Here is a 25,241-nt window from a genome sequence, read left to right as displayed (position 1 = left end):
CCTTCGCCCGGGTGGGGGCGTTCGACGGTACGCACGGGTACCTTCGTCCGTATGGACACGTCCTGGTGGCTCGCGCTCGCGGCGGTGGTATTGCTCGCGCTGGTCGCGGCGCTCGTGGACGGCTGGGGGCGAGGGCACCGGCCGGCCGGGCGCAGGCGTCCGCCCGGCCGCCCTGCCGAACCCAGGCCGGGCCGCGCACCGCGGCCGCGGGCCGCTGAGATCTGGTGGGCGAGCGTCCCCTACGAGGACGGTCCCGGCGGCAAGGACCGCCCCTGTCTCGTCCTGCGGGTGCGGGGCGGCACGGTGACCGTCGCGAAGATCACCAGCAAGTACCACGACGAACGCCCCGGGGTGATCGCCCTCCCGCCGGGCGCCGTGGGCGACGCCCGGGGCCGGGCGAGCTTCCTGGAGACCGACGAGCTGCGCGAGGTTCCGCTGTCGGACTTCCGCCGCCGGGCCGGCAAGGCGGACCCGAAGCTGTGGAACCAGGTACGACACCTGGCGGGCTGATTCTTCTCAGCCCGTCCGGCGTTCGAGGACGAGCGCGAAGCGCGAATGCGGGGGCCGGGGGGCGCAGCCCCCGGGAAGGGGACGACCCCCGGGAAGGGGACGGCCCCCTACGCCCACAACTGCCCCTGCACCGTCGCGATCGCTTCCTCCGTGGTCGCGGCCGTGTAGACCCCGGTCGAGAGGTACTTCCAGCCCCCGTCGGCGACGACGAACACGATGTCGGCGGACTCCCCCGCGGCGACGGCCTTCCTGCCGACCCCGATCGCGGCGTGCAGCGCGGCCCCCGTGGAGACGCCCGCGAAGATGCCCTCCTGCTGGAGGAGCTCCCGGGTACGGGTCACCGCGTCCGCGGAGCCGACCGAGAAGCGGGTGGTGAGGACGGACGCGTCGTACAGCTCGGGGACGAAGCCCTCGTCGAGGTTGCGCAGCCCGTACACCAGGTCGTCGTAGCGCGGCTCGGCGGCGACGATCTTCACGTCCGGCTTGTGCTCACGCAGGAAGCGGCCGACGCCCATCAGCGTGCCGGTGGTGCCGAGACCCGCCACGAAGTGGGTGATGGAGGGGAGGTCGGCGAGGATCTCCGGGCCGGTGGTGGCGTAGTGGGCGCCCGCGTTGTCCGGGTTGCCGTACTGGTAGAGCATCACCCAGTCCGGGTGCTCGGCGGCAAGTTCCTTGGCGACGCGTACGGCGGTGTTGGAGCCGCCGGCCGCGGGCGAGGGGATGATCTCGGCGCCCCACATGCCGAGGAGTTCGCGCCGCTCCTGGGAGGTGTTCTCCGGCATGACGCAGACCATGCGGTAGCCCTTGAGCTTCGCGGCCATGGCCAGGGAGATGCCCGTGTTGCCGGACGTCGGCTCCAGGATGGTGCAGCCGGGGGTCAACCGGCCGTCCTTCTCCGCCTGTTCGACCATGTGCAGCGCCGGGCGGTCCTTGACCGAGCCGGTCGGATTGCGGTCCTCCAGCTTGGCCCAGACACGCACGTCCTGGGACGGCGAGAGCCGCGGCAGGCGCACCAGAGGGGTGTTGCCCACCGCGGCGAGCGGGGAGTCGTAGCGCATGAGTGATCAGAGCCCGATCGGATCAGACCATGCCGCCGGCCACGGCCGGCAGGATCGTCACGTTGTCGCCGTCGGTCAGCTTGGTGTTGATGCCGTCGAGGAAGCGGACGTCCTCGTCGTTCAGGTAGACGTTGACGAAGCGGCGCAGCTCGCCGCCGTCCACGATGCGGCCCTGGATGCCCGTGTGCCGGGTGTCGAGGTCGGCGAACAGCTCGGCGAGGGTCTCCCCGCCGCCCTCGACGGCCTTCTGGCCGTCGGTGTAGGTGCGGAGGATGGTGGGGATGCGGACCTCGATGGCCATGGTTGCGGGCTCCTGTCGGAAGGAAAAGTCAGGTCGGTGGGCGCGCGGCAGCGCGGGAAGCATGGGGTACGCCGGTTGCGGAGCCGCGGCTCACGGCCGTACGGCGGCAGGGTTCAGCGTGTACAGATGGCGCTCTGAAGCCTGCACAGGTCGACGTGCAGCCGCGCCACGAGCAGTGCGCCCGGCGTCTTCTCGCTCACGTCGTGGGAAACCATGGGGTCATCGTATCGATTCCCGGTCCGGATCCCGGAGTGTGATCTCACATCCCGGACATTTTCGGGCCGAAGGGTGAGATGGGTGCGGAGGGCGAGGTCAGTACGCCTCCACCACCTTGATCTCCTCCTCCGTCACCACGCCGTCGACGATCCGGTAGGAGCGGAACTGGAAGGGTCCGGCGTCGTCGGAGTCGGCCGTGGAGACGAGGACGTAGTGCGCGCCCGGCTCGTTGGCGTACGCGATGTCGGTGCGGGACGGGTAGGCCTCGGTCGCCGTGTGCGAGTGGTAGATGACCACGGGGTCCTCGTCGCGGTCGTCCAGTTCGCGGTACAGCTTCAGCAGGTCGCCGGAGTCGAACTCGTAGAACGTGGGCGAGCGGGCGGCGTTGAGCATCGGGACGAACCGCTCGGGTCGGTCGGCGCCCTCCGGGCCCGCGACGACGCCGCACGCCTCGTCGGGGTGGTCCTGGCGCGCGTGCGCGACGATCTGGTCGAACAGGGCCTGGGTGATGGTCAGCATGTTCGCCAGGATAAGCAGAAGGCCGCCCCGTACCGAAGCGTGGTACGGGGCGGCCCACATGGTGAACCGGAGGGGGTCAGCCGACCTTCTCGAAGACCGGGTCGCGGCGCTCGGCGACCTGCGGGTTCCTCGACTTGAGGACGGCCCAGCCGATGCTCAGGGCGGCGGCCCAGCCGGCCATCACGTAGAGGCAGACGCGGGAGTCGGCGTCGTAGGCGATCAGGCAGGTGACGAAGAGCAGGAACGCGACCGCGACCCAGCTGAATTTCGCGCCGCCCGGGGCCGGGAAGGAGGAGGAGGGCAGGCGCCCGGCGTCGACCGCGCGGCGGTACAGGATGTGGCTGATCAGGATCATCAGCCAGGTCCAGATGCCGGCCGCGGTGGCCACCGAGACCACGTAGCCGAAGGCCTTCTCGGGGACGATGTAGTTCAGGACCACGCCGATGCCCATGAAGAGCACGGAGACGGTGATGCCGAACGCCGGGGTCCTGGTCGAGGAGAGTTTGTTGAAGATCTTCGGGGCCTCGCCGTTGTCCGCCAGGGTGCGCAGCATGCGGCCGGTGGAGTACATGCCCGAGTTGCAGGAGGACAGGGCGGCGGTGAGGACGACGAAGTTGACGATGCCCGCGCCGGCCGGGATGCCGATCTTCGCGAAGGCCGCCACGAAGGGGCTGACGCCCGGGGCGAACTCCGTCCACTTCACGACGCAGAGGATGACGGTGAGGGCGCCGACGTAGAAGAGCGCGATGCGCCAGGGCAGCGTGTTGATCGCCTTGGGGAGGGTCTTCTCGGGGTTCTCGGACTCCCCCGCCGTGACGCCGACCAGTTCGACGGCCAGGTAGGCGAACATGACGCCCTGGAGGGTCATCAGGGACGAGCCGACGCCCTTGGGGAAGAAGCCGTCGAACTCCCAGAGGTTGGAGACGGCGGCGGTGTCACCGGCGGAGCTGAAGCCGAAGGTGAGGACGCCGAGGCCGATCACGATCATGCCGATCAGCGCGGTGACCTTGACCATCGAGAACCAGAACTCGATCTCGCCGAAGAGCTTCACCGAGATCAGGTTGGCCACGAAGAGGACGACCAGGAAGACCAGGGCCGTCACCCACTGCGGGACCGACGGGAACCAGTAGTGGACGTAGATCGCGGCGGCGGTGAGTTCCGCCATGCCGGTGACCACCCACATCAGCCAGTACGTCCAGCCGGTGAAGTAGCCGAAGAACGGGCCGAGGAACTCGCGCGAGTACTCGGCGAAGGAGCCCGAGACGGGGCGGTAGAGCAGCAGTTCGCCCAGTGCCCGCATGATGAAGAAGATGATCACGCCCGCGAGGGCGTACATCAGGATGAGGCTGGGACCGGCCTTGGCGATGTTCGCCCCGGCGCCCAGGAAGAGGCCGACGCCGATGGCGCCGCCGATCGCGATCATCTGGACCTGGCGGCTGCCGAGCCCGCGCTCGTACCCCTCTTCGGGGGCGTCGCCGCCCACGGCCTCACTGCCGTCGCTGTCGTATCGCTTGCCGACCTGCGATGAGGTCATGTGTGCTGCGCCTTTCTCCATGCCGGTCCGAGCCAGTGCGATGGCCTCGGATCGGGTTCCGATCCCCCCGGATGGTGGAGCTTCCCGCCTGGCCGGCGGTCGGCCGGCTCGGTGGCGCACCCGGCCGGACCTGGGTGTTGTCCTGTCGGGCGGTCGTGAAGATTTATCACGGCCGCAACATTGATCGGCTGAGGCCTTCGTGGCGTACCCCACAGGAAGAACCGGACAAAAGTCTGACCGCGCCCCATAGGACGCGGTCATGGTGACGTGATCGTTATTCGGATTTGAGCGTCCTCTGAGCGAACAGTGAACCAGGACGGCTCAGGGCATAAGGGTCTCCACAAGGGTCTCCTGAAGGCCGCCCAGCCACAGGTACGCCATCACCATCGGCTTGCGCGGGTCCTCGTCCGGCAGCCGGAAGAGGAGGTCGGTGTCCTCCTCGTCGACGACGTCGAGCCGGGCGCCGATGGCGAGGCGCAGGTCGTTCAGCGTGCGCAGCCACTGCTCGGCCTCCTCGGCGGACAGCTTGAGCACCGCGCCGCCGTCACCGCCGGGGGTGAGGCCGTCCAGCGAGCGGATCACCGTCAGGGCGTTCTCCCGCTTGCCGGCGCGCAGGTCGTTCTCGGTGAAGCGGCGGAACTCCGAGGAGTGGGCGCGCTGTTCCTCGGCCTGCTCGGGCGAGTGGGCCTCGACGTCGGGGCCGCTGTAGGCGTCGGGGAAGAGACGTTGCAGCACGGGGTCGGAGGGCGGCTCGCTGGGGCCTTCCGCGAACAGTTCGGCGAGCGGGTCGTCCGGGGCGTTCTCGGCGGGACCGGGGCCGATGAGCTCCATGAGCTGGACGGCGAGGGAGCGGATGATGGAGATCTCGACCTCGTCGAGCGCGACGGCCGCGCCGCCGCCGGGGATCGGTTCGAAGTGTCCTGGCATCAGGTTGTGTCGCCGCTTCCGGTCCGCTCGGTGCTGTTTTCCGGTCCACTTGCCGCGTGGGCTCACTTGCGGTCCTGCTGAAGGGTGGCCCACAGGCCGTAGCCGTGCATGGCCTGGACGTCGCGCTCCATCTCCTCGCGCGACCCGCTGGAGACGACCGCGCGGCCCTTGTGGTGGACGTCCATCATCAGCTTGGTGGCCTTGTCCTTGGAGTAGCCGAAGTACGTCTGGAAGACATACGTCACATAGCTCATGAGGTTGACCGGATCGTTGTGGACGATCGTCAGCCAGGGGACGTCCGGCTCGGGTACGGCGAAGACCTCCTCCGCCGACTCGGTCTTCTCGGTCTCTAGGGGTGCGGGAGCCGTCACACGGCCCATGCTGCCACCAGAGGGGGGTGACCGCACAAACGGACGCCCCCGCGCCGGTGGTCGCGGCAATCCCGGAACCCAAATCGTCAGAGTGACGAGATGGGGGTACGATCCCGTCATGAACACAGCGGACCTAGGGCTGCCGGTGGACGTTCCCTCGACGGCTCTCTTCACCGACCAGTACGAGCTGACGATGCTGAGGGCCGCGCTGGCGGCCGGAACCGCCGACCGGCGCTCGGTCTTCGAGGTCTTCACCCGGAGGCTGCCGGAGGGCCGCCGCTACGGGGTCGTGGCCGGCACCGGACGCGTCCTGGACGCGGTCGAGAACTTCCGTTTCGACGCGGACGTCCTCGGCTTCATGCGCGAGCACTCCATCGTGGACGAACCGACCCTTCAGTGGCTCGCCGACTACCGCTTCGGCGGTGACATCTGGGGCTACCCGGAGGGCGAGGTGTACTTCTCGGGCTCGCCGATCATGCGGGTGGAGGGGTCCTTCGCGGAGTGCGTGCTCCTGGAGACGGTGATCCTCTCCATCCTCAACCACGACTCGGCGATCGCGGCGGCGGCCTCCCGGATGTCCTCGGCGGCGGGCGGGCGGCCGCTGATCGAGATGGGCGCCCGGCGCACCCACGAGCTGGCCGCCGTGGCCGCCGCGCGGGCCGCGTACGTCGGCGGCTTCACCACCACCTCCGACCTGGCCGCCGGTTTCCGCTACGGCATCCCGACCGTGGGCACCTCCGCGCACGCCTTCACCCTGCTCCACGACAACGAGCGGGACGCCTTCCAGGCCCAGGTGGACTCGCTCGGCCGGGGCACCACCCTGCTCGTGGACACGTACGACGTCACGGAGGCGGTCCGCACGGCCGTCGAGGTGGCCGGGCCCGAGCTGGGCGCCGTCCGCATCGACTCCGGGGACCTGCTCCTCGTCGCGCACCGGGTCCGGCAGCAGCTGGACGAGCTCGGCGCGACCGGCACGCGGATCATCGTCACCTCCGACCTGGACGAGTACGCGATCGCCTCGCTGGCGGCGGCGCCCGTGGACGCGTACGGCGTCGGCACCCAGCTGGTGACGGGATCCGGCCACCCCACCTGCTCCATGGTGTACAAACTGGTCGCCCGTGCCCGGTCGGCCGATCCGAAGGACCCGCTGGAGGCGGTGGCGAAGAAGTCCTCCGGCGGCAAGACCTCCATCGGCGGCCGCAAGTGGGCCGCCCGGCGGCTGGACGAGCACGGCGTCGCCGAGGCCGAGGTGATCGGCGTCGGCCCGGTGCCTGCCGAGCTGGCCGACCGGCAGCTCCTGGTCGAGCTGGTCAAGGGCGGCCGGGTCGTCGCCCGCGAGCCCCTCGACGTCGTACGCGAGCGGCACCGGGCGGCCCGCGCCAACCTGCCGCTGTCGGCGACGCAGCTCTCCCGCGGGGAGGCGGTCATCCCCACGGAGTACGTCTGACGTATCCGTACGCCACGGCACCGGCGCATGAACAACCGGTGAGCGGGCATGACACGGCAACGCACCCTCCGCACCGCACGAACGTCCCCCGCACACCCGTCGGGGGCCGCGCGGCAGCCGAATGCCCCCTCCCGGAGTGCACTCGAAGTCCTTAGGCTCGGTAGTTCCCAGGCCGGGCCCCGCACTCCCTCATGAACCCCACCGACCCCGCCACCCCCACGAACCCCAGAAAACCCACAACCCCCACCGCCCTCCTGCCGAGCCGAAGGACACCGACCATGCGCCGCGCCTTGATCGTCGTAGACGTGCAGAACGACTTCTGCGAGGGAGGCAGCCTCGCGGTGGCGGGGGGCGCCGACGTGGCCGCCGCCATCACGGAGCTGATCGGACAGGCGCCCGCCGGCTACCGCCATGTCGTGGCGACCCGCGACCACCACATCGCGCCCGGCGGCCACTTCGCCGACAACCCCGACTTCGTCCACTCCTGGCCCGCGCACTGCGTGGCCGGCACGGAGGGCGTCGGCTTCCACCCGAACTTCGCACCGGTCGTCGCCTCCGGCGCCATCGACGCGGTCTTCGACAAGGGCGCGTACGCGGCGGCGTACAGCGGCTTCGAGGGCGCCGACGAGAACGGCGTGACACTGGCGGACTGGCTGCGCGCCCGGGAGATCGACGAGGTGGACGTGGTCGGCATCGCCACCGACCACTGCGTGCGCGCCACCGCCCTGGACGCCGCCCGTGAGGGCTTCCGTACGCAGGTCCTGCTCGACCTGACCGCCGGAGTGGCGAAGGAGACCACGGACCGCGCCCTGGAGGAGATGCGGAGCGCGGGCGTGGAGCTGACCGGCAAGCCGGTGGTCTGAGAGCCCCTGCGCCCGTCCTGCCGCCGTCGGGCCCTACGTGCCCTGGGGCGCCGCCGGTCTTCGCATCAGCGCCCGGATCGGGTGCCACAGCTCCTGGACCAGCTCCGGGCCCAGGACACCGTTGTCGGGGGCCGGCGCCGTACGCCATATCAGGCCGTCGGGATGGTGCAGGACCGCGGTGATCTCGTCCGGGGTGGGCGGCTGGGCGTTGCCCCGCAGGTACACCGCGCGCAGGCCCAGGTTGCGCAGCCTGGTCAGCGCGCGGGCCCGGTTCTGGGCCAGCACGAGCACGCGCACGCCGCCGACCGAGCCGTAGGGGCCGGACGGGCTCGGCAGGTTCAGCGCCACCACCACGCTGCCGTTGGGCAGCTTGCAGAAACCTCCTGCGGCCATGAAAGTCACACCCCCGTGCGGTCCGGTGTCAATAAGAGAATCACAGGACGCACCTAAACACGATCGGCCGCGACCCGCCAGGGGGTCGCGGCCGATCATGCTCTGACCTGCATAAACAGGGTTTACCTCACTGCGCGGCCGACCTCGAGCGAGATCGTGGAGCCGTTCAGGGCCTCCTTGACGATCTTGATCTTGGTGTTGGTGTCAGTGATGGCGACACCGCCCGACGGGTTGCTCGCGTCGTAGTAGGTGTGGGCGTGGTCGTCGAAGACCGAGACGCCCCGCTGCGACGGAACCCTGGTCGCGACGTCCGCCTTGTGCAGCGTGAGGGCGTCCGTGCGGTACAGGCTGAAGGGCGAGTCGTAGGACTGGAACCGGTTGCGCATCAGCGTGCCGTCGGACCACTTGAGCGCGGTCGGGTGCGCGTCGACGGGCAGCACCAGACCGGCGCCCGGGTGCGAGGTGGTGTTGTTGTCCGGCTGGGAGGTGTCCCACTTCCAGATCAACAGGCCGTTCTGGTACGGGAAGTGCTCCACCCAGTCCGGACGGGTCGTCGCGAAGCCGAAGTTGTACGGGCCGACCTTGAGGGTCTTGTCGTACGACACGTACTGGCGGTTCTCGGCGATGTAGTACTGCGCGTAGTCGTCCGTGATGGCCGCGCCGATACGGGAGAAGCCGTCCGCGGTCCAGGCGGCGTCCGCGGTCTCCGCGTCGTCCGAGAAGAGGGCGGTGCCGTCCGCGACGACGCTGATCTCGTCGGCCGCGAAGCCCTTCTGGGCCACTCCGCCGTCGGTGGCGTAGCGGAAGCGCAGGCCGATGTTCTGGCCCGCGTAGGCGTCCAGCGGGTACGACAGCTTCGTGTACGCCTCGGTCGTGCCGTCGAGCGCCGGCTTGCCGCTGCCGTCACGGCTGATGGCCGCGCCGTCCGCGGTGCCGTCGATGGCGGTCCAGTTGGCGCCGCCGTCGGTGGAGACCTCGGTGTAGAGGTAGTCGTAGCCCGCCTCGATGTCCCACCAGCCGTCGAGCGTCAGGGTGGCCGAGGACTTGCCGGTGAGGTCGACGGAACGGTTCAGCGTCTGCGAGAGGTTGTCGCCGCTGCCGCTCCACCACTGGGTCGCGCCCTGTGCCGGTTCGACGATCTCGTTGGTGACCGTCTTCTCGGGCAGTTCGACGACGAGCGCCTGCGCGTCCTTGGTGTTGTACTCGGCGACGCCCAGGGTGTGCTTCGACTTCGTCGCGGCCTTCGCCGTGTCGTAGTTGAGCCAGCCGAGCTGGAGCTTGTCCCAGGCGGTCATGTCGCCGGGGAGGTTGCCGATCTCGCCCTCGCCGGTACCGAGCCAGGAGCCGGAGGACATCAGCGTCCAGAACCCGGTGGAGTTGTCGCCGCCGTTGGTGTCGTAGAGGTCCGGCAGACCGAGGTCGTGGCCGTACTCGTGGGCGAAGACGCCGAGTCCGCCGTTCTCCGGCTGGATGGTGTAGTCGCCGACCCAGATGTCGGAGTCGCCGATCTCGGCGCCGCCGAGCTTGTTGCCCGCGGGTCCCGTGGATCCCGCGTCGGTGCCGAACGCGAACCAGCGGTGGGCCCAGATGGCGTCCGCGCCCTGCGCGCCGCCGCCGGCGGACTCGTCCTCACCGGCGTGCACGATCTGGAAGTGGTCGATGTAGCCGTCGGGCTCGTTGAAGTTGCCGTCGCCGTCGAAGTCGTTGCGGTCCCAGAGGTCGTACTGGGCCAGGTCCGCCTTGATCGCCGCGTCGGTCGCGCCGGCTGCCTTCTGCGCCGCGACCCAGGCGTTGACGCCGTCCTGCACCGCGTACCAGGCGCCGGTGTCCGCGTCGTTGGAGCCGTAACGGGCCTCGTTGTAGGGGACCTTGACCCAGTCGGTGACCTCGCCCTCGACCGAGTAACGGCCGGAGGACTGCTTCTCGTAGTACGTCTTCAGCGAGTCGACGCCCTTGCCGGTGCCGAAGTAGAGATCCTCGTAGTGCGCCTTGTTGTAGTCCGCCTGCCACGCCGTGCTGTTGTCCTTGGCGGGGTCGGGCTCGGCTATCTCGTTGTGCAGCGGGCCGACGGTGCCGCCGTAGCGGGGGTCGACCTGGTCGCCGAACTCGACCAGGATCGTGAAGATCTTGTCGGTCTTCTCCCGGCCGAGCTCGACGTACTTGCCCTTGCCGAGCTGCACGACCTGGGAGCCGTTGCGGTTCTTGGCCTCGGCCTGGCCGGATATGACCTGCCTGAGCGCCTCTTCGCGCTGGGCGGCCTGACGGTCGGAGAGGGGGCCCTTGAGGTCGTGCTCGGTGTCGCTCTGGGCGGGAGCGGCCGGGTCACGGCGCTCCGCCGTCGGGGCCGCGGCGCCGGCATCGGCCTGTGCCACGGCGAACGTAGAGAACGTGGCAGTGGCCGCCGCGAGGGCCACGCCCACCGCCGCCGCTCTGAACGTCCATGATCTGCTGGTCACTTGATGTCCTCCCTCGCGTCCGCTCGCGCGGACGGAGGGTCCAGGTCATGGGGTCCGCGCGCGTATACGCGTGTCAAGTGACGTCATTGGACCGGAGTTACCAGAGAAAAGACAGATCTTGACTTGTACCTGGCAACTGCACTATACGGAGCGGTTGTTCGCCATCCGGAGCGCCACCACACCGCTCAACGGGCGCGTCCTGACACCGGGTCGGCGGATGTGATGACTCCGTGCGCCCCCTGTGCACCGGCACCGTGCGTCAGGTCACGCTTACCGGACGTTCCACTCGGGCATGCAGGCGAATAGAGTCGGCCGGCGATGCGTCGAAATGTCGATGGATTGCCAAGTTGACACCGTTATCGACCCCCGATTCACAGCTCGCCCCCTTCTCTGTCCGCCCCCTCCCCCATACGCGAGAGGCACCCGGGGGGAGCACCCCCATCCGAGGAAACGATAGCCATGCCTCGAACGACTGCCATGCCTCGTCCGACCGCCGCACAGCTCGCCTACGGTTCCTGCACGGTGATTCTCTCCACCCTCGCCATGCTGCTGCTGTCTCAGACGAGTTCGGGCCTGGGGATCGTGATGATCACCCTCTCGGCACTCGTTCTCGGGCTCCTCGTCGCCATGACGGTTCCGCTGCCGAAGCCGGTGCGCACCCGGGCGATGCCCGTCGTGCCCGTGCTGAAGGAGCGCGCACCCGGCCGGCGCGAGACCGCTTCCGTGGCCGCCGCCGCGACCTCCGAGCACGTACGGGAGCCGGCGAACCCGTAGGACGTCACCACGTACGAGAACCGGCGGGTCCGTGACTCACGGACCCGCCGGTTCTCGTTGCCGCTCCCCCGCCGCCGGTCAACCGGCGCTGACCACCACCGTCTTGGCGGCCTTGTCGTGCAGACCCTGCTTGTAGGGCTTGTCGAAGAAGCTCCAGCCGCCCGCGATCGCGGTCCAGATGCACGCGCAGCAGAAGGCGAACGGGATCCACAGCACCAGCGAACGGACCAGCGTGGTCTGCACGGAGGGCGTGGAACCGTTGTCGAGATTGGCCACCCGCAGCTTGAACAGCCTCTTGCCGAGGGTCTGTCCGGTGCGGCTGATCATGACGGTGTCGTAGCCGATGTACAGCACGGCGGCGACGAGCGACTGCCCGAGGGACTTGCCGGTGTCGATCTTGTCGGTGTCCACGTCGTACTCGGTGACCCCGAACGCCCACGACAGCAGCCACACCACGATGCCTACGATGATCATGTCGAGGATCCGGGCCAGTGTCCGCTTGCCGCTGTCGGCGAGCGGCGGCATCCCGGAGAGCGGATCACCGCCGTAGGGGCCGCCACCGCCGTAGGGGTCACCGCCACCGCCGAAGGGGGGTGGCTGACCGCCCGGCGGCGGGGGCTGACCACCGTACGGGGGGTCGTACGGGGAGCCGCCGCCCGCGTCGGGCGGAGGCTGCTTCCTGAACGGGTCGTCCTCCGGGGGCCGGCCGGAGCCCGGGGGCGGCGGTTCGCTGCTCATGGCCCGAGTGGACCGCGAACTCCCGCCCTCCGCATCCGGCGAGCGGCCGTCCGGGGTACCGGGTCGCCTACGTCCGGCGGACGGCGGCCGGGTACGCCTTCCGCGGCGGCGCTCGCTACGTCCGCGCCGCCACGAAGGTGTGCGCCGCCTTGTCGTGCCAGCACTGGCGCCACGGCTTGTCGAACAGGCACCACAGGACGCCGAGGACACCGACACCGAGAACGCCCGTGACGGCGTAGACGAGCCAGCGGCGCAACGCCGAGCCGAACGAGGGGGGTTCGTGGCCCTCGATGTCGCGCACCTCGATGCCGCACAGCTTCTTGCCGAGGGTGCGGCCCCACCTGGAGGTGGGCAGCGCGTCGTAGAGGGCGCCGAAGACGAGCAGGACGGCGAGCACGATCCCGAGGTAGCCGGCGGTCGTGCCGTCCAGCAGCCAGACCGTGACGGTCTCGCCGGACAGCTTGGCCGCGTCGATCTTCGCGTCGACGTGGTCGACCGCCTTGGTGCCCAGCGGTACGGCGGCCACGCCGGTGACACCGGCGACCACGACGGTGTCCACGAGCCGGGCGGCCAGCCGCCTGCCCAGACCCGCCGGACGCGTCGCCGACTGCCTGCGCGCGGCGGCCGTGAAGATGTCCTCGACCGGCGGCTTCCACGGCGCGACCGGCTGTCCCTCCGCCGCCGGGTCACCCGCGAGCCGGTGCACCTGCTGGGCCCAGGAGGGCTGCCCGCCGCCGGGCCCGGACGCCATGGGGGCGCCGTCGGCCTGCTGCGGAACGGTGGGCGACTGCGGGGCGGCGGGCGGCTGTTGAGCGGCGGGCTGCTGTGGGGTGGCGGGCTGCTGCGGGGTGGCGGGCGCGGCGGTCTGGGCCGCCGCCTGGGCGGCCTGGCCCGCGGCGAAGCCGCCCCCGGCCGGCGCGGCGGCGGGGCCCGCGCCGTCCGGCCGCGGGACGCGGGTACGGAAGGTCATGGTGCCCTCGGAGGGAAGGTCCTCGGCGCCCGAGCCCCCGGTGGGAGCGGAGGGCGCGTCACCGCTTCCGGCGGGCGGCACCGGTCCCGTCGGGCGGCGGAACACCACCGGGCCGCCGGAGGCCGCGGGCCGGGAACCGTCCCGGTCGGCGGGCGGGATCGTCGCCGTGCCGTCCGTACGTGAGGACCGGCCGTCGGGCTGGACGACCGGTTCGGCGGGGTCGGCGGCGCGCGGCACACGCGGATCGACGGCTCCGGGGGGCGCGCCCCAGGACACCCGGCGGTCCTGGTCGCGGCCGAACCCGGACTGCCGGGAACGGTCGGCGCCCCACGCCGCCGCGGGCTCGGGACGGCTGCCGTGCTGGGCCTCGGCGGGACTCACCCGGCGGGCCTCGTCGGCCGGCCGGGGGTCCTCGTCGAAGAAGTGCGGCCCGGTCTCCTCGGCGGGAACGGGCGCCTGGGACTGCGCGGGCACGGAGGCCTGCGGCGTGCCGGGCGGCGGCGCGAGCGGCACGCCGTCGGACGGCGCCGGACGGCTCGTGCCCGGTACCCACGCGGCACCGTTCCAATACCGGACATATCCAGGAATGGAGGGATCCGGGTAATACCCTTCGCGGGGCCTGTCGTCACCGGGTGCCGGGGTTGGGGCGCTCATGTCCGTCGTCCCGTATCTGCTCGGGGGTCTTTTGGGGGCTCAACATCTACCAGACGGGCGCTCCCGCCACTGCCGCTCCCGCCGTACCGACCCCATTCGGGCATGGATCCGCTACGTACGGAGACCGTCCGAGAAAACTTCCCGAACCCGCGTAATGGTTCCGCTCCTTCGCGCTCTCCACTCGTACGGGCCCGCTCCAGAGCCCCGTACGAGAAAGGAAGCACCGAGATGCACACCGTGGTGGAACGCGAACTGGAACTCCAACTCGTCCTGTCGCCCGAGCGCAGCATCCCCGTCCCGGCGCGGCTCAGTTACCGCTCCGACGATCCGTACGCCGTCCACATCACCTTCCACGTGGGCACCGATCACCCGGTCAACTGGACCTTCGCCCGCGAACTGCTCGTGGAAGGGGTGTTCCGGCCGTGCGGGCACGGCGACGTGCGGGTGTGGCCGACGAAGGTCGCGGGCCGCAGCGTGGTGCTGATGGCGCTGAGTTCGCCCGACGGCGACGCGCTGCTCGAAGCGCCCGCCGCGCAGGTCTCCGCCTGGCTGGAGCGCACCCTCCGGGCGGTTCCCCCGGGCTCTGAGGCCGAGCAGCTCGGTATCGACGACGGCCTCGCCGAGCTGCTCGCGCCCACCCCGGCCGACGACCTGTGGCTGCGCGACCCGTGGCCCTCGGACGAGTCCAAGGACGGTGAGCAGTAGGAGAGGTGCGTCAGAAGAGCTTGCCGGGGTTGAGGAGGCCCAGCGGGTCGAACGCCGCCTTGATCGCCCGCTGCATCTCCACGCCCACCGGGCCGATCTCGCGCGCCAGCCACTCCTTCTTCAGGACGCCCACGCCGTGTTCGCCGGTGATCGTGCCGCCGAGTTCCAGGCCGAGCGCCATGATCTCGTCGAAGGACTCGCGGGCGCGCCTGGACTCGTCGGGGTCGGCGGCGTCGAAGCAGACGGTGGGATGGGTGTTGCCGTCGCCGGCGTGCGCGCAGACCCCGATGGTCAGGGCGTACTTGTCGGCGACGCGCTCGATGCCCTCCAGCATGTCGCCGAGCCGGGAGCGCGGCACGCACACGTCGTCGATCATCGTGGTGCCCTTGACCGCTTCGAGCGCAACGAGTGACAACCGGCGCGCCTGGAGCAGGAGTTCGGACTCGGCCGCGTCCTCCGCCGGTACCACCTGGGTGGCGCCCGCGGCCTCGCACAGGGCGCCCACCGCGGCGAGGTCGGCCGCGGGGTCGTGGGTGTCGAAGGCGGCGAGGAGGAGGGCCTCGGTGGTCTCCGGGAGGCCCATGTGGGCGAGGTCGTTGACGGCCTTCACCGTCGTACGGTCCATCAGTTCGAGGAGGGACGGCACGTGACCGCCCTCCATCACCTTGACCACGGCGTCGCAGGCGGCCCGCGCGGAGGCGAACTCGGCGGCCAGCACCAGCTGTTGGGGCGGCTGCGGCTTCAGCGCGAGGACCGCCCGTACGACGATGCCGAGCGAGCCCTCGGAGCCGACGAAGAGCCGGGTGAGGTCGTAGCCGGCGACGCCCTTGGCCGTGCGGCGGCCGGTCGTCATGAGCCGGCCGTCGGCCAGCACGACGTCCAGGCCGAGCACGTACTCCGCGGTCACCCCGTACTTGACGCAGCACAGGCCGCCCGACGCGGTGCCGATGTTGCCGCCGATCGTGCACGTCTCCCAGCTGGAGGGGTCCGGCGGGTAGTACAGGCCGTGTTCGTTGACGGCGCGGGAGAGGGTCGCGTTGACGACGCCCGGCTCGACCACGGCGATCCGGTCGACCGGGTTGATCTCCAGCACGCGGTCCATCTTCAGCAGGGAGAGCACGATGCACCCGTCCGAGGCGTTCGCGGCGCCGGACAGGCCAGTGCGGGCGCCCTGCGGGACGACGGGGACGCGCAGTTCGGTGGCGGTGCGCATGACGTGCTGGACCTGCTCGACGGTGCGCGGCAGCACGACGACGGCCGGTGAGCCCGCCTCGCAGAAGCTCGCCATGTCGTTGGCGTAGGCGGCGGTGACGTCCGGGTCGGTCAGCACGGCCTCGGCCGGCAGGCCGCTGAGCAGGCGGTCGAGGAGACCGCCGGTCACTGTCCCGTCCTCGTCGGGCCGGGCTTCGATACGGCTCATGATCACAGCGTCCCACCCGGGGCCATCGGTGTGAACCCCGTCGGCTGCACCCAACGCGTGCCGCGATGTGGTCTTCGTACTGACGCACAGTGAGCGGCATGGAGATCGAAGAGCAGCGACCCCCCGCGCGGGCGCAGGAGCCCGAGCCCTCCCGATCCCGTTTCTCCTCCCTCGCCGGGCGCGCCCTGATCGGTGTCGCCGCGGGAGCCGCCGTACTCGGCGGGGTGCTGGTCCTGCTGCCTTCCTCGGAGCGGGAGGCCGCGGAGCCCGCGGCCGGTCCTGTGGCGCGGGCGCGGACGGCGGTGGGCGCCGGGGTGCCCGCGGCGCTGCCCGACCTGGCGGCGCTCATCGGCGACCGCGAGGCGCATCTGCGGGCCCATCCGGACGACGGCCGGTCCTGGGCGGTGCTCGGCGCGGCGTACGTGGAGCAGGGCAGGCGGACCGCGACGCCCGCGTACTACCCGAAGGCCGAGCAGGCGCTGCACAACTCGCTCAGCGCCCAGCGCAAGGGAAACGTGGAGGCACTCGACGGTCTCGCCTCGCTCGCCAACGCCCGTGGTGACTTCCGGGCGGCGAAGAAGTGGGGCGAGGCGGCGGTGAGACTGTCGCCGGGGCGCTGGACGACGTATCCGCTGCTGATCGACGCGTACACCGGCCTCGGCGACCACCGGGCCACCCGCAAGTCCCTCGACAAGCTCCTCAAGCTGCGATCCGGCCCGACGGTGATGGCGCGTGCCGCGCGGGTCTACTGGGGCCGCGGCTGGCGCGAGGACGCGGCGGCGGCCCTCGCCGACGCCGCCTCGGGCGCGGCGACACCCGCCGAGCAGGCGGCCTTCTTCCAGCAGGCGGGCGAGCTGGCCTGGGAGCGCGGCGACCGTGAACAGTCGCTGGGCTACTACCAGCGCGCGCTGCGCACCGACCCCGACGAGCACGGCGCGCACGCCGGACAGGGGCGCGCGCTGGCGGCACTGGGGCGCACGTCGGAGGCGCTGCGCGCCTACCAGACGGCGCTCGCCAAACGGCCCGAGCCGCGGTACGCGCTGGAGCTGGGCGAGCTCTACGAGAAGCTCGGCATCGAGGGGGCCGCGCGCGTCCAGTACGACCTGCTGCGGGAGCGGGTGCGCCAGGAGGCCGCCGGGGGTGTGGACGACGGGCTGGTCCTCGGGCTCTTCGAGGCGGACCACGGCGATCCGGCGACCGCCGTACGGCTGCTGCGCGAGGAGTGGAAGCAGCACCCGGGGATCGCCGTCGCGGACGCGCTGGGCTGGGCGCTGCACCGCACGGGCCGGCACGAGGAGGCCCTCGGGTTCGCCGCCAGGACCATGGACGAGGAGCGCGGGGGCGGCGTACGCAGCGCGCTGTACGCCTACCACCGCGGCCAGATCGAACGCGCCCTGGGACTCGACGGCGCGGCCCGCCGCCACCTCGCCGAGGCGCTGCGCGTCAACCCGTACTTCTCGCCGCTCCTCGTCCCGTCCGCCCGAGCGGCGCTGGAGGCGCTGGGCGAGCCGTCCGCCGAGGAGGGGCCCGGCGGACGGACGGAGGACTCCGCGGGCCCGGAGGAGACGGCGGAGTCCGCCGGGCCGACGGCGGGACCGGGCACGCCGAAGCCGTCCGCCTCAGGGGTGCCGAAGGCGCCGAGGGCTTCGGGCGCGCCGACCGCTTCGGGCAAGCCGTCGGCTCCTGGCGCGCCGTCCGCTCCGGCTGGACCCTCCGTTTCGGGCAAGCCGTCGACCAAGGCCGCCCAAGCCGCCGCTACAGGTTTCCGCGCCTCTCCTGCTCCCGCTCGATCGCCTCGAACAGCGCCTTGAAGTTGCCCTTGCCGAAGCCCATCGAGCCGTGTCGCTCGATGAGTTCGAAGAAGACGGTCGGACGGTCCTGGACCGGCTTGGTGAAGATCTGCAGCAGATAGCCGTCCTCGTCGCGGTCGACGAGGATCTTCAGTTCGCGGAGCGTCTCGACGGGCACCCGGGTCTCGCCGGCCCACTCGCCGAGGGTGTCGTAGTACGAGTCGGGGGTGTCGAGGAACTGCACGCCCGAGGCCTTCATCGTGCGCACGGTCTGCACGATGTCGCCGGTGTTCAGCGCGATGTGCTGGACGCCCGCGCCGCCGTAGAACTCCAGGTACTCGTCGATCTGGGACTTCTTCTTGGCGATGGCGGGCTCGTTGATCGGGAACTTGACCTTGAGCGTGCCGTCCGCGACGACCTTCGACATCAGCGCGCTGTACTCGGTCGCGATGTCGTCGCCCACGAACTCCTTCATGTTCGTGAAGCCCATGACCTTGTTGTAGAAACCGACCCACTCGTTCATGCGGCCGAGTTCGACGTTGCCGACGCAGTGGTCGACGGCCTGGAAGGTACGGGTGGCGGGCGGCTCGACGATCGGCGCGGCGGCGGCGTAGCCCGGGAGGTAGGGGCCGTCGTAGCCGGTGCGCTCGACCAGCGTGTGCCGGGTCTCGCCGTAGGTGGCGATCGCGGCGAGTACGACCGTGCCGTGCTCGTCCTTCAGCTCGTAGGGCTCGGCGAGCGAACGGGCGCCGTGCTCGACGGCGTACGCGTGGGCGGCGCGCGCGTCCGGGACCTCGATGGCGAGGTCGACGACACCGTCGCCGTGCTCGGCCACGTGCTGGGTGAGGAAGTCGCCCCAGGGGGTGGCGGGCTTGATCACGGAGGTGAGGACGAAGCGCGCCGAGCCGTTCTCCAGGACGTACGAGGCGGTCTCGCGGCTGCCGTTCTCCGGTCCGGAGTAGGCGACCAGCCGCATGCCGAAGGCGGTGGAGTAGTAGTGGGCGGCCTGCTTGGCGTTGCCGACGGCGAAGACGACCGCGTCCATTCCCTTGACCGGGAAGGGATCTGCCTGCCGGGCGGTGTCGGGAGTGTGGTCAGTGGTCTGTGTCATGTCCGCAGGCTCCCCCCGCATCGCAAGGTGCGCAATAGTTTGCGTTTTCGCTGGACACTCTGTTCATACGATCGTCCGAATCAGCGGGCGTTATGTACAAGCTGACCATCCCGGAGGCCCTCATGGCGATCGATCATCTGGACGGCCGGCTCATCGTGCTGCTCGCCGAGGAGCCGCGGATCGGCGTCCTGGAGATGTCCCGGCGGCTCGGCGTCGCGCGCGGCACGGTGCAGGCGCGGCTCGACCGTCTTCAGTCGAATGGAGTCATCCGGGGGTTCGGGCCGCAGGTGGATCCGGCCGCGCTGGGTTACCCCGTCACGGCGTTCGCGACCCTTCAGATCAGGCAGGGGCAAGGCCCGGACGTACGGGCCCACTTGGCGACCGTCCCCGAGGTGCTGGAGCTGCACACGACGACCGGCGGCGGCGACATGCTGTGCCGGCTCGTCGCCCGTTCCAACGCCGATCTCCAACGTGTGATCGACCGGGTTGTCGGTTTTGATGGCATCGTCCGGGCCTCCACGGCGATCGTCATGGAGAACCCCGTTCCGCTGCGGATCATCCCGCTGGTGGAGCAAGCGGCGACCGAGCACTGACCGACGACGGGGGTGACTGGCGTGAACTTCTGGGAGTACCTGGGCAGCCGCCACCAGCAACTGCTCACGGACGCGTACCAGCACGCCAGCGCCGTCTTCCAGTGCATGGTCGTGGCCACCGTCATCGGTGTGCTGATCGGTGTCGTCACCTACCGCAGCGACTGGGCCGGCGGCGTCGCCACCACGACCACCTCCATGATCCTCACGATCCCCTCGCTGGCCATGATCGGTCTGCTGATCCCCGTGGTCGGACTGGGCGTCCCGCCGACCGTCATCGCACTGACGCTGTACGGGCTGCTGCCCATCGTGCGCAACTCGATCGTGGGCCTGCGCGGGGTCGACCCCTCGTTGGTCGACGCGGCCAGAGGCATCGGGATGTCACGGCCTGCCCAGCTCGTGCGGGTCGAACTGCCGCTGGCCTGGCCGCCGATCCTCACCGGCATCCGGGTCTCCACACAGATGCTGATGGGCATCGCGGCCATCGCGGCGTACGCCTCGGGCCCCGGCCTCGGCAACGAGATCTTCCGCGGCATCGGCTCGCTGGGCAGCAAGAACGCGCTCAACCAGGTGCTCGCGGGCACCCTCGGGATCATCATCCTGGCGCTCCTGTTCGACGCCGTGTACGTCCTCATCGGGCGGCTGACCATCCCGAGGGGGATCCGTGTCTGAGACGACCGAGACCGCGGCCGACTCCGGTCCCGTGCCGGTGGAGGAGCGCACCTCCGGCGCCACCATCGAGCTGGAGAACCTCACCAAGCGCTATCCGGGCAGCGCCGACCCGGCGGTCGACAACGTCAACATGGAGATCAAGGCAGGCGAACTGGTCGTCTTCGTGGGCCCGTCGGGCTGCGGCAAGTCCACCACCCTGAAGATGATCAACCGGCTGATCGAGCCGACGGGCGGCCGCATCCGCATCGGCGGCGAGGACGTCACCGACATGGACCCGGTGAAGCTGCGCCGCACGATCGGGTACGCCATCCAGTCCTCCGGGCTCTTCCCGCACATGACGGTCGCTCAGAACATTTCCCTGGTACCGAAGATGACCGGCTGGTCCAAGGCGAGGATCAGGTCGCGGGTGGAGGAGATGCTGGACCTGGTCGGGCTCGACCCGGGTGAGTTCCACGGCCGCTATCCGCGTCAGCTCTCCGGCGGTCAGCAGCAACGCGTGGGCGTGGCACGGGCGTTGGCCGCCGACCCGCCCGTCCTGCTGATGGACGAACCCTTCGGCGCCGTCGACCCGATCACCCGCGACCATCTCCAGGACGAACTGATCCGGCTCCAGCACGAGTTGCACAAGACGATCGTCTTCGTCACGCACGACTTCGACGAGGCGATCAAGCTCGGCGACCGGATCGCGGTGCTGCGCGAGCACTCGCACATCGCGCAGTTCGACACCCCGGAGGCGATCCTCACCAACCCGGCCGACGACTTCGTGTCCGGGTTCGTGGGCGCGGGCGCGGCCCTGAAGCGGCTCAACCTCAGCCGGGTGCGGGATGTCGAGATCACCGAGTATCCGACGATCACCGTCGACGACCCGCTCCAGGACATCTTCAACAAGCTCCGCTCCAGCGGCACGAACGAGATCCTGCTGCTGGACAGACGCGGCCGGCCCTACAAGTGGCTGCGGCGCGGCGACCTGATGCGGGCCAAGGGTTCGCTGGCACGGGCGGGCACGCTGGTGCACGACACCGTGACCCGGGACGCCACCCTGCGGGACGCGCTGGAGGCGGTGCTCACCGACAACACGGGCCGCGTCGCGGTGACCGGGCGGCGCGGCGAGTACATCGGCGTCGTCGACATGGAGACGCTGATGAACTCCGTGCACGAACTCCTGGAGGCCGACCGGCTGGACGCCATGGAGCACCAGCACGAGCTGGAGGAGGCGCGCGCCCAGCAGACCCACTTCGAGCAGGAGGGCGTCGAGGGCGGGGAGGGGAGGGCGTGAACACTCCCCCGACCGGACAGCGGCCCGAGGGCGAGCACGAGGTCAAGGGGCTCGCCTTCCGCGACTCCGCCGAGGAGGGGGTGGAGGAGGGCTCGGCCGAGCCGGGGCCACGGACTCCCGCCGCCCCGCGGCGCCGGATCACCTGGCAGAAGCTGACCTTCCTGCCGGTGGCGATCGCGGCGGTGCTCCTCGCCACCTGGCTCTGGTTCCAGCAGGCGGAGCTCGACTCGATCTCCGAGAACGCGATTTCGAACGGCCAGGTGTGGAAGGCGCTGCGCCAGCACATCCAACTGACCGTGATCTCCACGTTCTTCGTGCTGATCATCGCGATCCCGCTGGGCATCCTGCTGACCCGCAAGGCGTTCCGGAAGGCGACGCCGGTCGCGATGACCTTCGCCAACATGGGCCAGGCCACGCCCGCGATCGGCCTGCTGGCGCTGCTGGTCATCTGGCTGGGCATCGGCGAGAAGGCGGCCCTGATCGGCATCATCATCTACGCCGTCCTGCCGGTCCTCTCCAACACGATCGCGGGGCTGAAGGCGAACGACCCGACCATGCTGGAGGCCGCGCGCGGCATCGGCATGTCGCCCACGGGTGTCCTGACGCGGATCGAACTCCCGCTGGCCGTACCGCTGATCCTCGCGGGCGTCCGTACCGCGCTGGTCCTGAACGTCGGCACCGCCACCCTCGCCACCTTCGGCGGTGGCGGCGGCCTCGGTGTCCTCATCACCACCGGGATCACCACCCAGCGCATGCCGGTCCTGGTCCTCGGCTCGGTCCTCACCGTGGCCCTGGCCCTGCTCGTGGACTGGCTCGCCTCACTGGCCGAACTGCTGCTGCGGCCGCGCGGACTGGAGGTGGAGTCATGAGGGCCTCAGGAGTCACCAGGACCGTGCGGCGTACGTGTCTGGGGCTGGCCGGGGTGCTGGTCGCGGCGTCCGGCTGCGGGCTGACCAGCGGCTCGCCGATGGTCGACGACGTGGAGCCCGGTTCGATCGGGCAGGGCAGGCCGCTGGAGGGCGCCGATCTCACGGTCACGTCCAAGGAGTTCACCGAGCAGCTGATCCTCGGCGCGATCATGGGCATCGCCTTCCAGGCGGCGGGCGCGGAGGTGCTCGACCGCACCGGCATCCAGGGTTCGATCGGTGCCCGCGAGGCGGTGAAGAGCGGCGACGCGGACGGCATGTACGAGTACACGGGCACCGCCTGGATCACGTACCTCGGCAACAGCGAACCCATCACCGACCCGCACAAGCAGTGGGAGGCGGTGCGGGACGCGGACGCGAAGAACGGCATCACCTGGCTGCCGCCGTCCGCCCTCAACAACACCTACGCGCTCGCCATGAACCAGTCCAACTTCAAGAAGTACCGCACGACGACGCTCTCCGAGGTGGCGGCGCTGTCCAAGTCGGACCCGGGCGCGGTCACGCTGTGCGTGGAGAGCGAGTTCGCCAACCGGGCCGACGGGCTGCCGGGCATGGAGAAGGCGTACGGGATGAGCATCCCGGCCGGGAACGTCACGCAGATGGACACCGGGATCATCTACACCCAGGTGGCGAAGGGGACCTGCACCTACGGGGAGGTGTTCACCACCGACGGGCGCATCAAGTCGATGAACCTGGAGGTGATGGCGGACGACAAGAAATTCTTCCCCAACTACAACGTCGCCCCCGAGATCAACACCAAGGCCCTGAAGAGGTATCCGGCGATCGCCGAGGTCCTCGACCCGATCACCAAGAAGCTGAACAACACCGTCGCGCAGGACCTCAACGCCAAGGTGGACGTGGACGGGGAGGACCCGCACCAGGTCGCGCTGGACTGGATGAAGGACGAGGGGTTCGTGAAGGGGGGCTGAGACGGGGGGAGTTCAGCGGCTCGGTGACGAACGGGGTCCGGGTCCGGCCCTGGTCGGTCCGGCCCTGGTCGGTCCGGCCCTGGTGGGGTTTTCAGCAGCTCGGGACCGAGCCGGTGCCCTTCTCCAGGGCGACAAGTGACTCCACCGCTCCCTTGAGGGTGGTCACCGGAATCAGGCGCAGCCCCTTGGGCAGCTCCGTCCTCGCGTCCGAGCACTCCGCCTTCGGGACCAGGAAGACGGTCGCGCCGTCGCGCCGGGCGGCCTGGGTCTTCAGGGCGACGCCACCGACCGCGCCGACCTTGCCGTCGGCGTCGATCGTCCCCGTACCGGCGATGTTGCGTCCGCCGGTGAGGTCGCCGCCGCTGCCGTCGCCGTCCAGCTTGTCGACGATGCCGAGGGAGAAGAGCAGTCCGGCGCTGGGTCCGCCGACGTCGGCGAGCTTGAGGGTGACCTTGATGTCGTTCTTCTCGCCCAGGTACGACAGGGCCGCGTCGGTGGCCGTGTCCTGCGACTCCCGCATCGCGGCCTCGTTGTGCTGCTCGATCTCCTTGACGCTGTCGCCGCTCGGGTACACCGAGTCGCGCGGCATCACGGCCTGGTCCGTACGGAACCAGGCGTCGAGCAGGTCCCCGAGGCCGATGCTGGCGTCCGGCCCCGTCGCCTCGATCGTCGTCATCCTGAGCTGCCCGGTCGTCTCACGGGTGGACGCGCCCGTGATCGTGATCACCGGGTCCCCCTTGTTCTCCCCGAGCACGTTCGCCGTGATCCCCGGCTGCGTCAGCGAGAACGGCAACGGCGCGAACACCGCCACCGCGAGCAGAGCCACAACGGGAACAGCGCAGACGGCGACGGCCTTGGGGCGCGTGAGACGAGAGAGCACGGGGCCAATCTAACGCGCGGGGGGATGGGGGGCGGGGGCGGCGTCCCCGCCGCGTACTGCGGGCATGCGTGCCGCAAGGGGCGGCACGGGTGGGCGCAGCGGCGCCCCGCAAGCGCCGGGCCGCGCGACCCACCCCGACCTCGGCCTCACCGACCCACCCCGACCTCGGCCTCACCGACCCGCACCGGGCGCGGCCTCACCGACCCGCACCGGGCGCGGCTTCGCTCGGCGTCCCCGCCCGGTCCCGCCGCGCCCGCGGTCAGGGTCCCCGCGCGGGCCCGGCACGAACGGCACGCCCGACACACCCGCGGTCAGCGAAGCGCGTCGGCCACCTCACGGGCCGCGTCCAGGACCCGCGGACCCACCCGCTCCGGTACGGAGTCCGCGAGCATCACGACACCCACGCTTCCCTCGACCCCGGTCACCCCGACCAGCGGCGCGGCGGCACCGCTGGCCCCCGCCTCCAGCTCCCCGTGCGTCAGCGTGAACCCGCACTCCCCCACCGGCGCCTGCCGCGCGGCGAGGATCGCCCGCCCGGCGGCCCCCCGGTCCAGCGGATGCCGGAACCCGGCGCGATAGGCGACGTGGTAGTCCGTCCACGTGGGCTCGACGACCGCGACAGCGAGCGCCTCACTGCCGTCGACCAGCGTGAGATGGGCCGTCGCCCCGATGTCCTCCGCGAGCGAGCGCAACGCCGGCAGCGCGGCCTCCCGTACCAGCGGATGCACCTGCCGCCCGAGCCGCAGCACCCCGAGTCCGACCCGGGCACGACCGCCTAGATCACGGCGTACGAGAGCGTGCTGCTCCAACGTGGCGAGCAACCGGTACACCACGGTCCGGTTGACGCCCAGTTTGTTGGAGAGTTCGGTCACGGTCAGGCCGTGATCCGTGTCGGCGAGCAGCTTGAGGACACGCAGTCCCCGGTCGAGCGTCTGAGAGGTCTCCGCGGTCACGACGCCCACTCCTTAGTGGTGAGGTCGACGGCCCCCTCGCGGCGGTTGCGGCACCGAGTCCCGTCGGCGACGCGCTTCAGAGGCCGCCGGTCGGCTGAGACCCGGTTCTCCCGGGCGGAGTCGCTTCACGGCTGCGCTCCGCGGCTGCGCTGCCACGGGGCGTGTGCGTAGCGGGACAGTAGCGAGCTGGTTCGCTCAGCGGAAGGCTCCGTCCAGAATCCGGGCATCGGCTGGTACGGACTGATTTCCTTTGCCCCG

The 25,241-nt window shown here is 70.6% G+C and carries 26 protein-coding genes; 11 read left to right on the top strand and 15 right to left on the bottom strand.

Annotated elements, in window-relative coordinates:
- Positions 1-51: 51 nt before the first annotated feature.
- Positions 52-510: a type II toxin-antitoxin system PemK/MazF family toxin gene (locus ACIP79_RS16370; protein WP_401223646.1), complete on the top strand. Its 459-nt coding sequence runs from the start codon at positions 52-54 to the stop codon at positions 508-510.
- Between the two features lie 107 nt (positions 511-617).
- On the opposite strand, the gene ACIP79_RS16365 is transcribed toward ACIP79_RS16370, so the two are convergent.
- From ACIP79_RS16365 to clpS, 7 genes are all read right to left on the bottom strand, one after another.
- Positions 618-1,568, bottom strand: coding sequence for a PLP-dependent cysteine synthase family protein (locus tag ACIP79_RS16365; RefSeq protein WP_401223644.1), 951 nt, complete (start codon positions 1,566-1,568; stop codon positions 618-620).
- Between the two features lie 22 nt (positions 1,569-1,590).
- Entirely contained in the window at positions 1,591-1,869 is a 279-nt protein-coding gene (locus ACIP79_RS16360) for a MoaD/ThiS family protein (RefSeq protein ID WP_383677555.1), read from the bottom strand.
- A gap of 113 nt (positions 1,870-1,982) precedes the next feature.
- Positions 1,983-2,084 carry a putative leader peptide gene (locus ACIP79_RS16355; RefSeq protein WP_383677553.1) on the bottom strand — a complete coding sequence of 34 codons (102 nt, stop codon included), beginning with the start codon at positions 2,082-2,084 and terminating at the stop codon, positions 1,983-1,985.
- A 97-nt stretch (positions 2,085-2,181) separates the two neighbouring features.
- On the bottom strand, positions 2,182-2,604 hold the full coding sequence (locus ACIP79_RS16350) for a Mov34/MPN/PAD-1 family protein (protein ID WP_401223640.1): 423 nt from the start codon (positions 2,602-2,604) through the stop codon (positions 2,182-2,184).
- A gap of 76 nt (positions 2,605-2,680) precedes the next feature.
- A complete protein-coding gene (locus ACIP79_RS16345) occupies positions 2,681-4,138 on the bottom strand; it encodes an amino acid permease (RefSeq protein ID WP_401223637.1) in 1,458 nt (485 codons plus the stop codon).
- 321 nt (positions 4,139-4,459) lie between these two features.
- On the bottom strand, positions 4,460-5,065 hold the full coding sequence (locus ACIP79_RS16340) for a DUF2017 domain-containing protein (RefSeq protein WP_383677547.1): 606 nt from the start codon (positions 5,063-5,065) through the stop codon (positions 4,460-4,462).
- 62 nt (positions 5,066-5,127) lie between these two features.
- On the bottom strand, positions 5,128-5,445 hold the full coding sequence (gene clpS, locus ACIP79_RS16335) for an ATP-dependent Clp protease adapter ClpS (RefSeq protein ID WP_383677545.1): 318 nt from the start codon (positions 5,443-5,445) through the stop codon (positions 5,128-5,130).
- A gap of 109 nt (positions 5,446-5,554) precedes the next feature.
- Between clpS and ACIP79_RS16330 the strand changes: the two genes are divergently transcribed.
- The gene (locus ACIP79_RS16330; protein WP_401223635.1) at positions 5,555-6,883 is read left to right on the top strand and encodes a nicotinate phosphoribosyltransferase; all 1,329 of its coding nucleotides are present in this window, start codon (positions 5,555-5,557) and stop codon (positions 6,881-6,883) included.
- A 278-nt stretch (positions 6,884-7,161) separates the two neighbouring features.
- Complete coding sequence (locus tag ACIP79_RS16325) at positions 7,162-7,746, top strand: nicotinamidase (RefSeq protein WP_383677541.1); 585 nt, start codon at positions 7,162-7,164, stop codon at positions 7,744-7,746.
- A gap of 33 nt (positions 7,747-7,779) precedes the next feature.
- Here the strand turns inward: ACIP79_RS16325 and ACIP79_RS16320 are convergent, their stop codons facing one another.
- Together ACIP79_RS16320 and ACIP79_RS16315 are read right to left on the bottom strand one after the other, a co-directional pair.
- Positions 7,780-8,139, bottom strand: a complete 360-nt coding sequence (locus ACIP79_RS16320) for a hypothetical protein (RefSeq protein WP_383677539.1) — start codon at positions 8,137-8,139, stop codon at positions 7,780-7,782.
- 122 nt (positions 8,140-8,261) lie between these two features.
- Positions 8,262-10,595, bottom strand: a complete 2,334-nt coding sequence (locus tag ACIP79_RS16315; RefSeq protein ID WP_401223633.1) for an immune inhibitor A domain-containing protein — start codon at positions 10,593-10,595, stop codon at positions 8,262-8,264.
- A gap of 477 nt (positions 10,596-11,072) precedes the next feature.
- Between ACIP79_RS16315 and ACIP79_RS16310 the strand changes: the two genes are divergently transcribed.
- Positions 11,073-11,369 (top strand): hypothetical protein, encoded by a 297-nt coding sequence (locus ACIP79_RS16310; protein ID WP_401224264.1) that lies wholly within the window; start codon positions 11,073-11,075, stop codon positions 11,367-11,369.
- Between the two features lie 78 nt (positions 11,370-11,447).
- Here ACIP79_RS16310 and ACIP79_RS16305 read toward each other — a convergent pair whose 3' ends face one another.
- Both ACIP79_RS16305 and ACIP79_RS16300 read right to left on the bottom strand, forming a co-directional pair.
- Complete coding sequence (locus ACIP79_RS16305) at positions 11,448-12,107, bottom strand: RDD family protein (protein ID WP_401223630.1); 660 nt, start codon at positions 12,105-12,107, stop codon at positions 11,448-11,450.
- A gap of 115 nt (positions 12,108-12,222) precedes the next feature.
- The gene (locus ACIP79_RS16300) at positions 12,223-13,731 is read right to left on the bottom strand and encodes an RDD family protein (protein ID WP_401223627.1); all 1,509 of its coding nucleotides are present in this window, start codon (positions 13,729-13,731) and stop codon (positions 12,223-12,225) included.
- Between the two features lie 228 nt (positions 13,732-13,959).
- Here ACIP79_RS16300 and ACIP79_RS16295 point away from each other — a divergent pair, with 228 nt between their 5' ends.
- The gene (locus tag ACIP79_RS16295) at positions 13,960-14,436 is read left to right on the top strand and encodes an SsgA family sporulation/cell division regulator (protein ID WP_383677532.1); all 477 of its coding nucleotides are present in this window, start codon (positions 13,960-13,962) and stop codon (positions 14,434-14,436) included.
- Positions 14,437-14,446: 10 nt separating this feature from the next.
- Here ACIP79_RS16295 and ACIP79_RS16290 read toward each other — a convergent pair whose 3' ends face one another.
- Entirely contained in the window at positions 14,447-15,862 is a 1,416-nt protein-coding gene (locus tag ACIP79_RS16290; RefSeq protein WP_383677530.1) for an FAD-binding oxidoreductase, read from the bottom strand.
- A 92-nt stretch (positions 15,863-15,954) separates the two neighbouring features.
- On the opposite strand from ACIP79_RS16290, the gene ACIP79_RS16285 reads away from it, so the two are divergent.
- Entirely contained in the window at positions 15,955-17,667 is a 1,713-nt protein-coding gene (locus ACIP79_RS16285) for a tetratricopeptide repeat protein (protein WP_401223624.1), read from the top strand.
- Here the strand turns inward: ACIP79_RS16285 and hppD are convergent.
- Positions 17,612-18,757, bottom strand: coding sequence for a 4-hydroxyphenylpyruvate dioxygenase (gene hppD / locus ACIP79_RS16280; protein ID WP_401223621.1), 1,146 nt, complete (start codon positions 18,755-18,757; stop codon positions 17,612-17,614). The genes ACIP79_RS16285 and hppD overlap by 56 nt on opposite strands.
- Before the next feature lie 122 nt (positions 18,758-18,879).
- Between hppD and ACIP79_RS16275 the strand changes: the two genes are divergently transcribed.
- From ACIP79_RS16275 to ACIP79_RS16255, 5 genes are read left to right on the top strand one after another with little or no spacing between them, the layout of a single operon-like run.
- On the top strand, positions 18,880-19,350 hold the full coding sequence (locus ACIP79_RS16275) for an Lrp/AsnC family transcriptional regulator (protein WP_383677703.1): 471 nt from the start codon (positions 18,880-18,882) through the stop codon (positions 19,348-19,350).
- 21 nt (positions 19,351-19,371) lie between these two features.
- Positions 19,372-20,019, top strand: a complete 648-nt coding sequence (locus ACIP79_RS16270; RefSeq protein ID WP_401223619.1) for an ABC transporter permease — start codon at positions 19,372-19,374, stop codon at positions 20,017-20,019.
- The gene (locus ACIP79_RS16265) at positions 20,012-21,295 is read left to right on the top strand and encodes a betaine/proline/choline family ABC transporter ATP-binding protein (protein WP_401223616.1); all 1,284 of its coding nucleotides are present in this window, start codon (positions 20,012-20,014) and stop codon (positions 21,293-21,295) included. Before ACIP79_RS16270 ends, ACIP79_RS16265 begins: the two co-directional genes overlap by 8 nt.
- Positions 21,292-22,164 carry an ABC transporter permease gene (locus ACIP79_RS16260; RefSeq protein WP_401223614.1) on the top strand — a complete coding sequence of 291 codons (873 nt, stop codon included), beginning with the start codon at positions 21,292-21,294 and terminating at the stop codon, positions 22,162-22,164. The genes ACIP79_RS16265 and ACIP79_RS16260 overlap by 4 nt, the downstream gene beginning before the upstream one ends.
- Complete coding sequence (locus tag ACIP79_RS16255) at positions 22,161-23,150, top strand: glycine betaine ABC transporter substrate-binding protein (protein WP_401223612.1); 990 nt, start codon at positions 22,161-22,163, stop codon at positions 23,148-23,150. The genes ACIP79_RS16260 and ACIP79_RS16255 overlap by 4 nt, the downstream gene beginning before the upstream one ends.
- Before the next feature lie 91 nt (positions 23,151-23,241).
- On the opposite strand, the gene ACIP79_RS16250 is transcribed toward ACIP79_RS16255, so the two are convergent.
- Positions 23,242-24,030, bottom strand: a complete 789-nt coding sequence (locus tag ACIP79_RS16250) for a S16 family serine protease (protein ID WP_401223610.1) — start codon at positions 24,028-24,030, stop codon at positions 23,242-23,244.
- 311 nt (positions 24,031-24,341) lie between these two features.
- Positions 24,342-24,983: an IclR family transcriptional regulator gene (locus ACIP79_RS16245; RefSeq protein WP_266828067.1), complete on the bottom strand. Its 642-nt coding sequence runs from the start codon at positions 24,981-24,983 to the stop codon at positions 24,342-24,344.
- Positions 24,984-25,241 lie beyond the last annotated feature (258 nt).

The organism is Streptomyces sp. NPDC088747 (assembly GCF_044751025.1).
Taxonomy (GTDB): Bacteria; Actinomycetota; Actinomycetes; order Streptomycetales; family Streptomycetaceae; genus Streptomyces.
The sequence above is the reverse complement of the archived record's forward strand: the minus strand, read 5'-3'. Positions and strand labels throughout refer to the sequence as shown.